The organism is Clostridium sp., assembly GCF_036781005.1.
In the GTDB taxonomy this organism is placed as follows: Bacteria; Bacillota; Clostridia; order Clostridiales; family Clostridiaceae; genus Clostridium_B.
Genome location: NZ_DAIQBT010000011.1, coordinates 48,801 through 60,569, shown reverse-complemented (window position 1 = coordinate 60,569; position 11,769 = coordinate 48,801). Strand labels below are relative to the sequence as shown.

General features: G+C 30.4%; 12 protein-coding genes. 5 read left to right on the top strand and 7 right to left on the bottom strand.

What is annotated here, in order from left to right:
- Window positions 1-68: 68 nt before the first annotated feature.
- The 6 genes from V7Q02_RS06500 to purR form a co-directional block, all read right to left on the bottom strand.
- A complete protein-coding gene (locus V7Q02_RS06500; RefSeq protein ID WP_333860194.1) occupies window positions 69-1,484 on the bottom strand; it encodes a sensor histidine kinase in 1,416 nt (471 codons plus the stop codon).
- The gene (locus V7Q02_RS06495) at window positions 1,485-2,171 is read right to left on the bottom strand and encodes a response regulator transcription factor (RefSeq protein ID WP_333860193.1); all 687 of its coding nucleotides are present in this window, start codon (window positions 2,169-2,171) and stop codon (window positions 1,485-1,487) included.
- 330 nt (window positions 2,172-2,501) lie between these two features.
- Complete coding sequence (locus tag V7Q02_RS06490; RefSeq protein WP_333860192.1) at window positions 2,502-3,461, bottom strand: ribose-phosphate diphosphokinase; 960 nt, start codon at window positions 3,459-3,461, stop codon at window positions 2,502-2,504.
- 23 nt (window positions 3,462-3,484) lie between these two features.
- Window positions 3,485-4,855: a bifunctional UDP-N-acetylglucosamine diphosphorylase/glucosamine-1-phosphate N-acetyltransferase GlmU gene (gene glmU, locus V7Q02_RS06485; RefSeq protein ID WP_333860191.1), complete on the bottom strand. Its 1,371-nt coding sequence runs from the start codon at window positions 4,853-4,855 to the stop codon at window positions 3,485-3,487.
- Between the two features lie 155 nt (window positions 4,856-5,010).
- Window positions 5,011-5,301 (bottom strand): septation regulator SpoVG, encoded by a 291-nt coding sequence (gene spoVG / locus V7Q02_RS06480; RefSeq protein ID WP_011988741.1) that lies wholly within the window; start codon window positions 5,299-5,301, stop codon window positions 5,011-5,013.
- Window positions 5,302-5,404: 103 nt separating this feature from the next.
- Entirely contained in the window at window positions 5,405-6,217 is an 813-nt protein-coding gene (purR, locus tag V7Q02_RS06475; protein WP_333860190.1) for a pur operon repressor, read from the bottom strand.
- A gap of 218 nt (window positions 6,218-6,435) precedes the next feature.
- Between purR and murC the strand changes: the two genes are divergently transcribed.
- The 5 genes from murC (at window position 6,436) to V7Q02_RS06450 (ending at window position 11,009) form a co-directional block, all read left to right on the top strand.
- On the top strand, window positions 6,436-7,809 hold the full coding sequence (gene murC / locus V7Q02_RS06470) for a UDP-N-acetylmuramate--L-alanine ligase (protein ID WP_333860189.1): 1,374 nt from the start codon (window positions 6,436-6,438) through the stop codon (window positions 7,807-7,809).
- 85 nt (window positions 7,810-7,894) lie between these two features.
- Entirely contained in the window at window positions 7,895-8,215 is a 321-nt protein-coding gene (locus V7Q02_RS06465; protein WP_333860188.1) for a hypothetical protein, read from the top strand.
- A 197-nt stretch (window positions 8,216-8,412) separates the two neighbouring features.
- Window positions 8,413-9,756, top strand: a complete 1,344-nt coding sequence (locus V7Q02_RS06460) for a [Fe-Fe] hydrogenase large subunit C-terminal domain-containing protein (RefSeq protein ID WP_333860187.1) — start codon at window positions 8,413-8,415, stop codon at window positions 9,754-9,756.
- Window positions 9,757-9,880: 124 nt separating this feature from the next.
- Window positions 9,881-10,573: an HAD family hydrolase gene (locus V7Q02_RS06455; RefSeq protein ID WP_333860218.1), complete on the top strand. Its 693-nt coding sequence runs from the start codon at window positions 9,881-9,883 to the stop codon at window positions 10,571-10,573.
- A gap of 31 nt (window positions 10,574-10,604) precedes the next feature.
- Window positions 10,605-11,009, top strand: coding sequence for a hypothetical protein (locus tag V7Q02_RS06450; RefSeq protein ID WP_333860186.1), 405 nt, complete (start codon window positions 10,605-10,607; stop codon window positions 11,007-11,009).
- Between the two features lie 42 nt (window positions 11,010-11,051).
- Here the strand turns inward: V7Q02_RS06450 and V7Q02_RS06445 are convergent, their stop codons facing one another.
- On the bottom strand, window positions 11,052-11,756 hold the full coding sequence (locus V7Q02_RS06445) for a 2-phosphosulfolactate phosphatase family protein (RefSeq protein WP_333860217.1): 705 nt from the start codon (window positions 11,754-11,756) through the stop codon (window positions 11,052-11,054).
- Between the last annotated feature and the right edge of the window lie 13 nt (window positions 11,757-11,769).

The window sequence follows — 11,769 nt, the reverse complement described above, 5'->3', positions numbered from 1 at the left end:
ATAACTGAAATTTAGAGTTATTATAGTAAAAAATTTTTACACAAATATGAACGGAATGTAATAATTTCTTAAACCCTTTTTAAAGTAAATGCAAATATAACACCGCCAGGTTCTCTATTCTCAACCCATATATCTTCTCCTAGCTGTGTTAGTATACTCCTTACAATAGAAAGTCCAAGCCCTGTACTGACTTTTGAAGTTCTTGACTTATCTGATTTATAAAATCTATCCCATATATGTTTCAATTCTGATTTTGGTATTCCTTCACCATCATTATAAACAGATATGAATGCTTTTTCGCCCTTAATTTTAGTTGAAATTTTTATATTTCCCCCTATGGTTACATACTTAACAGCATTATCTATAAGATTTGTAACCACCTGGTTTATTCTATCTTTGTCCGCTGCTACATAAAGTTTGTCATTTTCCATAACCACATCTACTTTTAATTTTTTTTCATTTATTTTAGTTTGAAATTTTATGATACATAATCGTATAATTTCATTTATATCCAATTCTTCTATTCTAAGTTTGAATTGCCCTGCCTCAATAGCAGACAAATCCAAAAGATCATTTACAAGTCTTGTAAGTCTCTGTATTTCAGAATAAGTAACTGATAAATAATAATTTTGCTTTTCATAGGGAATAATGCCATCAATCATTCCCCCTATAAAACCCTTTATAGAAGTTAATGGAGATCTTATCTCATGAGATACATTAGATACAAAATGTCTCCTATTTTTTTCCACTTGTTCTAATGAATCTGCCATGCTATTAAAAGATTTAGCCAATTCTCCAATCTCGTCATTTGAATTTATACGTACCCTTTTTTCTACTTCTCCTTTTGATATTTTGTCTGCTACATAATTAATTTTTTTAAGCGGATATACTATTATCCTCTGGGAAAGATAATAAATTACGACAGAGCATATTATAATAGCTAAAATAGCAGATATCCATATAATTTCATATACTCTCTTTAAGGGTTCTCTCAGCTCATTTATAGAAGTGTGCATAAGTATAGCACCTCTAAATACCCCCTTTAAAAAAATAGGTATTTCAAAAGTATGCACTGGATCCGAAAATATTTCCGAATGAAGTTCCTTTTTATCCACAGTTTTATTTTCTCTAAGTTCCTCTAAATCCTTAGTAACTATTTGAGTAGGAATAGTTACTAACTGTTTATGTTCACTGCTTGATACTGAATACACATAACCATAATTATCCACAAGCCATATATCCGCTGATAGATACTTGGATATATAAGTTAGAGTCTCATTTATTTCATCTGCAGTCAACTCTCCTTCTAAATATTGAAGTGCCTTATAACTTATAAACTGGGATTCTTTAAGCAGTTGATTTTTTCTCTGCTGAAAATAATAACTCTCAAACCAGTAAGATAAAAAAGCTGCTGTCATTACAAAACTTACTATAATAATTGCAGTAAATGCAGCTACAAGCTTTGAAAATAATCCCTTTTTCATCTACTTCACCTCAAATTTATATCCAACACCCCATACTGTTTCTATTTGCCAGTTAGGCCCTCCTTGAAGTTTTTCTCTCAATCTTTTAACATGTACATCTACAGTTCTAGAATCTCCAGGATAATCGTATCCCCAAACTTCACATAAAAGCTGCTCCCTTGTAAATACTCTATTTTTATTATTAGCCAGATAATATAACAATTCAAATTCTTTCGGAGGCATTTTTATATCCTCATTTCTATAGGTAACAGTATAGGAATTTATATCAATAACAAGCTGTTCAAATTTCAACACTTCTTTATTTTCATTATCTACGCTGTACCTCCTAAGTACCGCTTTAATTCTTGCAAGCATCTCTTTGGGCTCAAAAGGTTTTACTATATAATCATCTGCCCCAAGTTCAAGCCCTAAAACTTTATCAAAAGTCTCCCCCTTTGCTGTAAGCATAATTACAGGGGTCTCATAATCTTTTCTTATCCATTTAAGAACATCTATGCCATCAATATTAGGAAGCATTATGTCCAAAAGTACTAAATCCGGTTTATAATCTAAAAATACTGTTTCTGCTGCCTTCCCATCATTTGCTACCTGTACTTCATAACCAGCATTCTCCACATACATCTTTATTACTTCACATATATTTTCATCATCATCTACAATTAAAATTTTCCCTATGGAACCTTCCATTTCATTCCCCTCCTAAAATTATCAACGCACACCTGTATTTATCCTAAAACTAACACTTTCAAAATAACTCTACAGGCTGTATAAGTTTAACCCCCACATAATTCAAAGTAAAATATTACCAAACAATTATACCTAAACGCTTATTCCTATATTAAATCTATCATATATTTTAGTGTAAATAATAATGTATCTTTAAAAGTTACAAATAAGTTACAAATGCTTATCCCACAGAGCTTAAATGAATAAAGTGCTCTATTTCCAAACTATACTTAAAGTTGAAAATTACTATGATAAAGGCACGTGGAAATAATCCACATGCCTTTATGTTATCTAATCTTCGAATAATTTACTTACTGAAATATCCTCGTATATTCTTCTTATAGCTTCAGCAAATACCGGAGCTATAGACAATATCTTAAAATTATCCAATATCTTTTCCTTTGGTAAATTTATTGTGTTTAACATTACTAACTCTTTTATAGCAGAATTCTTTATCCTCTCTATTGCAGGACCAGACAAAACAGCATGGGTACAACATGCATAAACTTCTTTTGCTCCTCGCTCCACGAGAGCATTAGCTCCATTTGTTATAGTACCTGCTGTATCTATCATATCATCTACTAATATAACAGTCTTATCTTTTATATCTCCAATTATATTCATTATTTCTGATACATTAACTCTAGGCCTTCTTTTATCAATAATAGCTATAGATGCATGAAGCTTATCTGCAAATTTTCTGGCTCTGGTTACACTCCCCAAATCTGGAGAAACTACAACTACATCATCTTTTTCATCAAATCCTTTTTGTATAAAATATTTCGCAAGTATAGGTGTTCCTAAAAGATGATCAAGCGGTATATTAAAATACCCTTGAATTTGAGAGGCATGTAAATCCATTGTAAGTACTCTGTCTGCACCAGTAGCCGTTAATATGTCAGCTACAAGCTTTGCTGTGATTGGATCTCTTGCCTTAGCTTTCCTATCCTGTCTTGCATAGCCATAATAAGGTATTACAGCCGTTATTCGCCCTGCAGAAGCTCTTTTAAAAGCGTCAATCATAATTAAAAGTTCCATTAAATTGTCGTTTACTGGATTATTCGTGGATTGTACTATAAATACATCCATTCCTCTTACTGTTTCATTAATATTTACACATATTTCCCCATCACTAAAAGTTGTAACTTTGGAATCTCCTACCTTGATATCTAGGATATCCCCTATTTGTTTAGCTAAATCAGGATGAGAATTTCCTGCAAAAATTTTAATATTTTTACCATGGGTTATCATTATGTAAAGCCCTCCTAAAATTTTTATTTCTTTAATCCTTTTTTATACACCCAACTCTTTTTGTTAACCTGCCGTGCCCTAGCTATAGCCAATGCTCCCTCGGGAACTTCATCTGTTATAGTAGAACCTGCCGCTATATAAGTATTGTCATTAACCTTAACGGGAGACACTAAATTTGTATTACATCCTATAAATGAATTGTCTCCCACTAAAGTTTTATTCTTATTCTTCCCATCATAGTTTACTACAACGGTTCCACAGCCAAAATTACACTTGCTTCCAATTTCAGCGTCTCCTATATATGTTAAATGAGATATTTTTGTATTATCTCCTATTGTAGACTTTTTAACTTCTACAAAATCACCTATCTTTACAGACTTTCCTATTGTAGTTTCAGGTCTTATATAAGCAAAAGGCCCTACATTAGTATTTTCCCCTATTGTACTTTCTAATATCACGGAATTTTCCACTGTTACATTATCTTTTATTATGCTGCTTTGTATTCTAGAATTAGAATACAAAATACAATTTTCGCCTATTACAGTATTTCCCTGAAAAACATTTCCAGGATATATTATAGTATCTTTTCCTATTTCAACATCTAAGTCTATATAGGTATTGTCATAATCAATTAATGTAACTCCTCTTTCCATATGTATTTTATTTATTCTGCTTCTCATGATCTTTTCAGCCTCTGCAAGCTGTACTCTTGAATTAACTCCCATAGTTTCCTCAAAGGAAATGGGAAGTGCACCTATTTTTTTACCTTGCTTTTTTAATATTTCTATAACATCTGTTAAATAATACTCTCCTTGAGCATTATTATTATGTATTTTACTTAATCCTCCAATTAAACTTTCTATATCAAAACAATACATTCCTGAATTTATTTCATTAACCTGAAGTTCCTCCTGCTGACAATCCTTATGCTCCACTATTTTAAGTACTTGGTTATCTTCCTCTCTTATGATTCTTCCATAGCCAAAAGGATTCTGTACTATAGATGTAAGTATGGTAACTCCATACCCTCCAGATTCATGAAAATCCAGCATGTTTTTTATAGTATCTTCTTTTATCAAAGGTGAATCCCCTGTAAATACAGCTACAGTTCCCTTTTTATTTTTCAAAAAATCAACAGCACAAAGGACCGCGTGTCCTGTACCTAATTGTTTATCTTGAAAGGAATAATTTATATTTTTAGCCTCAGTAGCCCTTTTTACCTTTTCTGCATTCTTTCCAATTACCACATTTATATCCCTTATTTGTGCTTTTTTTACAACATCAATAACTATATTTATCATTTCTTTGCCACAAATTTTATGAAGTACTTTAGGATTGGAAGATTTCATTCTCTTTCCTTCACCTGCAGCCAGTATTATAGCACAATTATACATTTCAACACCTCTTTAATGGTTATAAATATTCACTTTTCTACAATATATCATTAAACATCCCTTAATATTATATTTTATATAAAAATTATTTGCAACCTTATAAAAATAGCATAAAATAGCCAAAAATAATAAAAAGGAGTAATTACTCCTTTTTATTATTCCTCTACCTTTTCTTCGGTAACAGTTTCCTCATTTTTTACTTTTTCATACTCACCAAGAATTGCTTTTTGTATTTTCTCTCTTGTTTGAGTATTAATTGGGTGAGCAATATCCTTAAACTCTCCATCAGGAGTTTTCCTACTTGGCATTGCTATAAAAAGACCATTCTGACCTTCTATAACCTTTATATCGTGAACAACGAATTCGTTATCAAAGGTTACTGAAACAATAGCTTTCATCTTACCCTCGGCAGCAATTTTCCTCACTCTGACATCTGTAATTTGCATATAATCCACCTCCAAGATGCTTATGTATATACTATTCTCTATATCTTATATTTTTCCTTCTTGTTTTTTGAAAAACTAATAAATTTTTTGAAAATTTTATTACTTAAATACTTTCAGAAGGAAATAATAATGCATTACCCTCTTCATCAATACCTTTAAAATCCACTATAGACTTATAATCCTGTACTAATTTTTTAGGAGTTTCCACATTATCTATTAAAAACCCTATGCCTAAAAGCTCACTTTCAAATTCTCGCAACAGATTTATTATACCGATGGCAGTTCCTCCTGCCCTCATAAAATCATCAATAAAAATACATTTACTCCCCTTATTCAATGCTTTTTTAGATAAAGACATAGTTTGAATTCTTCCCGTAGAACCTGAAACATAATTTATAGTTAGAGTAGAGCCTTCCGTAAACTTCTGTTCTCTCCTTACAACTACAAGTTGGACTCCCATCATTCTGGCCACTTCATAGGCCAAAGGAATTCCCTTGGTTTCAACCGTAACCACATAATCAATATCTTTCTCTATGAAAATAGATGCTAAGACCACCCCTGCAACATGTATTATAGCAGGATTAAACATTATATCTGTCATATATAAAAAATTACCTGGTATTATTCTTTCTCTATTTTTCAAAATAATACATAATTTTTCAGCAAATTCTCTTCTCTTCCCACTGGATATTCCACAGACATACTTTATACCCCCTGAAGCCCCAGATATAGTATCTATTCTTCCCATTTGAAATTTATTTAAAGTATCTTTTACTACTAATATATCTTCACTTACCGTGGACTTGGCCGTATTAAACATAAGAGTGAAATTGTTCAGACTCATTATTTTATTAGGATTTTCCAGCAAAATTTTGGTTATTGCTGCTATTCTATGGTTTCTACTGAATTTCTGCATCTTATCACCTATCTATAAATTTTACGAATAATATCTTAAGATTTTATTCTATTATTCATATTGTATTCTAAAAGCTGCTAATAATCAACTCTTATTTAATTATAACATTAACACAAATACATATATTTTATTTTAAAAAGTACAATTTTATGTGTTTTTTAATTAAGTTTTGTATATAATTAGTAAATAGGTTAAGTTAATTATAAGGAGTGATTTAATTGTCATTTGATTTTATAAAAAATAAAAGAGTGCATTTTATAGGCATAGGCGGCATAAGCATGAGTGCACTGGCAGAAATTCTGCTAGAAAAAAATTTTCAAGTATCAGGTTCAGATACTAAATCTTCTAAAACTACAGAAAGATTAAAATCAAAAGGAGCAAAAATATACATAGGACAAATAAGTAAAAATATAACTCCTGATATAAATCTTGTGGTGTATACTGCTGCAATTTCAGAAAACAATGAAGAGCTATTACAAGCTCAAAATTTAAAAATTCCTCTTATGGACAGGGCTGAATTTTTAGGTGAAATAATGAAAGGACATAAGTATAATGTAGCAGTATCTGGTACCCACGGTAAAACCACCACTACTTCCATGTTATCCTCTATAACTCTTGAAGCTAACATAGATCCTACCATACTTGTAGGCGGAAATTTAGATATAATAGGAGGAAACGTCCGTATTGGAAATAGTCCTTATTTTATTACAGAAGCTTGTGAATACAAAGAATCCTTTCTTAAATTTTTTCCTTTCATAGGAGTAATATTAAATATTGATGCAGATCATCTAGATTACTATAAGGATATAGATGAAATACAAAAAGCATTTATAAAATTTGCAAAACTAATTCCACAGGAAGGATACTTGGTATGTTGTGCCGATGATAAAAGAATGGGAGAAGTTATATCAAATGCAAATTGCAATATAATAAGTTACGGTATAGAAAGGGGAGAGGTTACTGCTAAAAACATACTCTTTGACGGAGAGGGACGTGCTTTATTTGAAGTATATAAATCTGATAAAAAGTTATTTTCCTTAAATTTAAGTGTTCCAGGTAAACATAATATATTAAATGCACTAGCAAGTATATCCGTTTCTTTAATTTTAAATATATCAATTGATAATATAAAAGAGGGCTTAAAAAACTTCAAAGGCACTCATAGACGATTTGAAATTAAAGGCAAGAGGAAAGGTGTAGTAGTTATAGACGATTATGCACATCATCCTACAGAAATCAAAGCAACATTAAATACGGCAAGAAATTATCCTCATGAGAGAATAGTTTGTGTATTTCAGCCTCATACTTTTTCAAGAACTATAAGTTTATTTAAAGAATTTACTGCTGCCTTTGATAATGTAGATGAGTTAATACTAGCTGATATATTCGCTGCAAGAGAAAAAGACACTGGTGAAGTAAGCTCATCTATGCTGTGTGATGAACTTGTAAAAAGAGGGATTAACTGCAGGAACATAAAAGACTTTAATTCTATAATCCAATATTTAAATGATATTTTAAAAGAAGGAGATATACTATTGACAATAGGGGCAGGAGACATTTTTCAAGTTGGTGAATTATATTTAAATCAATAATTCCATCAAAAAATTTATAATTAGGTGTAAAACACCTCTTATAGGGTAATACTATATTCGATATCCTATTGGAGGTGTTGTTAGCATGAAAAACTTTTTAATATCTGCTGTTGTAGATATTTTCTTGATCTTAATATCCTATTTCTTGTTTGTAAAAATAATCAATGGCCCTACAAGACATAAATTATATAAAAAATTCTTTAGTTCTTTTGCTAAATTTGTAATTTATATATTCATTATAAGTATACTTATAACTGGTATAACTGCTTTCATATTATATAAAACTTCTTACATAGCTTATATAAATATAATATCCCCGGCTTTAGTTTCCATATTAGTGGGATTTTTAATGTCTACAGTACCTACAAGAGGTGAAGGAGACAATGATAATATTGCTGTGAAATGATATTACCTTAAATAAATCTAGTGCTACATTTATTGAAAGTAGCTAAATCCTAAAATAATGGTATATTTCAGGATTTAGCTACCTTTTTATTTTTAGAAGATATATTACTGAAAATTTCGAAATAATATACTATTCTGCAATTGTCTAAATATGTTATAATTGTAGAATAAAAAGCTTAAAAAGGAGTTGTTAAAATTATGAAAGACAAATATAGAGCTCTATTTAAATCAATTGTAAAATCCTACTACGATGAAAACTTTGAAGAAACCATAGAACAAATTTTATCTGAACACAAATTAGATAGGGAAGAGTTCTGTAAAATAATATCTTCATTGTGTGGCACTAACATAACTTACAGCTCAAATTTTATAGAAGAATTAAAAAAAGCAATAAAATGTTATAATAAGGACGAAAAAATCATAAATAAAGTCACTAGTTGTTCCCACGAATGTAAAAACGGAGATAAAACTCCATGTGAAAAATCTTGTCCTTTTGATGCTATATTTATTCATAAGGATAAAAAACATACATCCATAGATGAAGATAAATGTACTGACTGTGGCTTTTGTGTAGATGCCTGTCCTAGCGGTTCTATAATGGACACTGTTCAATTTCTACCACTTGCCAATATCTTAAAAAGTGATTCCCCTGTAATTGCCATAGTAGCTCCTGCTATAACCGGACAATTCGGAGATAACATTACAATGGAACAATTGAGAGCTTCTTTTAAGAAAATAGGTTTTACGGATATGATAGAAGTAGCATTCTTTGCAGATATGTTAACCTTAAAAGAGGCGGTAGAATTTGACAGTCATGTAAAGGATAAAAAGGATCTTGTAATAACTTCTTGCTGCTGTCCTATGTGGGTAGGCATGTTAAGACGAAAATACAATAATCTAGTAAAGCATGTATCTCCTTCCGTATCTCCAATGACCGCTGGTGGAAGGGTACTTAAAAAATTAAATCCTGAATGCAAAGTTGTTTTTATAGGTCCTTGTATAGCTAAAAAAGCAGAAGCAAAAGAAAAGGATATAGTTGGGGATATAGACTTTGTACTTACTTTTACAGAAACAAAAGATATCTTTGATGCACTTAACATAGATCCATCTAAAATAGAAGGTGATGCTTCAACTGAATATGCTTCTAAAGGAGGAAGGTTATATGCCCGTACCGGAGGAGTATCCATTGCCGTTGGAGAAGCTGTGGAAAAAATGTTTCCTGAAAAAAAGGAACTATTTAAGCCAATTCAAGCAAATGGTGTAAAAGAATGTAAGGAATTATTAAACCGTGCTGAAAAAGGAGAAGTCTCCGCTAACTTTATTGAAGGAATGGGATGTATCGGTGGTTGTGTAGGAGGTCCAAAAGTACTTATACCAAAAGAAAAAGGCAGAGATAAAATAAATGCCTTTGCAGAAAACTCTGAAATTAAAGTTTCTATAGACAGTAAATGCATGGATAAAATACTAGAACTTTTAGATATTAATTCTTTAGAAGACTTTAAAAATGCTGAAGAAATTGAACTGTTAGAAAGACGTTTTTAAAATATCTTTGTCATCTTATTATGTTAATTTTGTTATATATAAATTATTTTACTATTACGTTTATGAAATTTTAGTATTTATGTTACCTTATTTGGATGTTATACTTAAATATGAGGTGATCATGATGCTTAAAAACACTAAAGGGGTTATTTTTGATATGGATGGAACCCTTGTAGATTCTATGTGGCTGTGGGAAAGTATTGATAAAAAAATTTTAAATAAAAGAAACATCCCAATACCCAAAAATTTGAAAGAGGCTATACAAACCATGACTTTTCATGAAGTTGCAAAATACTTTAAAACTAGATTTAATTTGCCCGAAAGCGTAGAAGAAATTCAAAATGAATGTTATGACACATGTGTTTATGAATACTCTACAAACATACCATTAAAACATGGTGCCAGAGAATTTCTACTCTTATTAAAACAGAAAAATATTAAAATAGGCCTAGCTACCAGTAATTCCAGGGAGTTAACAGAAATAAGCCTTAAAAAAAATAAGGTATATGATCTTTTTGATGCCATAACCACAGTATCTGAAGTTAAAAGAGGCAAAAGTTTTCCTGATATATTTCTCTTAACTGCTAAAAAATTAAATTTATCTCCCAAAGATTGTATAGTATTTGAAGACATTTTACCTGCAGTTAAAGGTGCTAAAGCCGCTGGTATGTCTGTAGTTGGAGTATATGATTTTTATTCAGATTATCAATGGGATGACGTAATAAAACATGCAGATATGTATATATTTAAATATAAGGATTTAACAGAAGGTAGTATAAAATTTTCATCTTTAAGTGAGTTATTGAATATAATGTAATGTTATAGAAATATTAATGGAGAAGTTAAAAATGCTTACTTTTTTATTTTTACTACTTATAATAGGTAATGGAGTTATTTTATATCATTTTTCGAACACAATTTCATCTCAAAGGAGACAAATAATTTCCTTAAAATATGAAAATGATTCCTTAAAATCAAAATTATTAAAAGAATCTCCAAAGAAGGTAGATATAAACTATATTACTCCTGAAAATTCAAATGGAATAGTTACCATAAAAACTAGTCTCTATTTAGCTCCCACTTTAAAATCCAGTATAGTAAATATTCTGGATGAAAATACCACACTAAAAATTGAGGATACCGCTAAAATACAAGATCAACTGTGGTATGAAATATCTTTAAGTGGAATTAACAGATTATCTAGAATAAATTCCAAAGGATGGGTAAGATCTAATTATATAAAAATAACCTGAATAAACTCCAGCACTAGATAAGCTGGGGTTTTTAATTATAACTTAACTTATTATTCCATCTATATATTCTGGAACAATTTTTATTATATCTTTCCTGCAGCAGTATTCTAAATCATCATACAACTTTAATTTTTGTATTCTTTTATAATGAGAGGCTTTCTCTATAAAAGTTATAATATCCGGGTTCTGTTTATAAACATATAGTGCAGTTTTAGCTATATCTGTAAGGGTTACCTTCATCTTTTTTATTATACAACTTATTATGTATCCGCTGCATATAAAATCATCCATAGAAAATTGTCCATAGGTACCTGCATTAACTATTACCACATCATTATTTAAACTTACACTTCTGTTTGCCACTTCCTCTGCATTTATAAGAGCACCCATTAATATATTTTTAGCCATTATGCTCCCTTTGATAGCTCTGGTTCCATTACTTGTAGTAATTATCAATGTCTTATTTTCTACAACTTGTCTACCATATTCCAAAGGAGAATTAGAGCAGTGAAATCCTTCTATTTTTAAAGCTTTCCTCTCTCCTCCCATTATGTATTTTCCTCTATTTTTATGGTATATTTCCAAGGCCTCTTCTATAGTTAACACTGGTATTACTTCTTTGCATCCATTATTAATAGCAGTAATTATTACAGAGGTTGCCCTGAGCATATCTACTATTATTACAGACTTATGTAAAATCTTTTCGTCCTTTATATCATCTGCCGATATTATTATATCTATTTTCAATTGAACTTCCGCC

Coding starts and splice junctions, on each gene's coding strand:
- V7Q02_RS06500 (WP_333860194.1), bottom strand. CDS start 1,484: ATGAAAAAGGGATTATTTTCAAAGCTTGTAGCTGCATTTACTGCAATT.
- V7Q02_RS06495 (WP_333860193.1), bottom strand. CDS start 2,171: ATGGAAGGTTCCATAGGGAAAATTTTAATTGTAGATGATGATGAAAAT.
- V7Q02_RS06490 (WP_333860192.1), bottom strand. CDS start 3,461: ATGATAACCCATGGTAAAAATATTAAAATTTTTGCAGGAAATTCTCAT.
- glmU (WP_333860191.1), bottom strand. CDS start 4,855: ATGTATAATTGTGCTATAATACTGGCTGCAGGTGAAGGAAAGAGAATG.
- spoVG (WP_011988741.1), bottom strand. CDS start 5,301: ATGCAAATTACAGATGTCAGAGTGAGGAAAATTGCTGCCGAGGGTAAG.
- purR (WP_333860190.1), bottom strand. CDS start 6,217: ATGCAGAAATTCAGTAGAAACCATAGAATAGCAGCAATAACCAAAATT.
- V7Q02_RS06465 (WP_333860188.1), top strand. CDS start 7,895: ATGAAAAACTTTTTAATATCTGCTGTTGTAGATATTTTCTTGATCTTA.
- V7Q02_RS06460 (WP_333860187.1), top strand. CDS start 8,413: ATGAAAGACAAATATAGAGCTCTATTTAAATCAATTGTAAAATCCTAC.
- V7Q02_RS06455 (WP_333860218.1), top strand. CDS start 9,881: ATGCTTAAAAACACTAAAGGGGTTATTTTTGATATGGATGGAACCCTT.
- V7Q02_RS06450 (WP_333860186.1), top strand. CDS start 10,605: ATGCTTACTTTTTTATTTTTACTACTTATAATAGGTAATGGAGTTATT.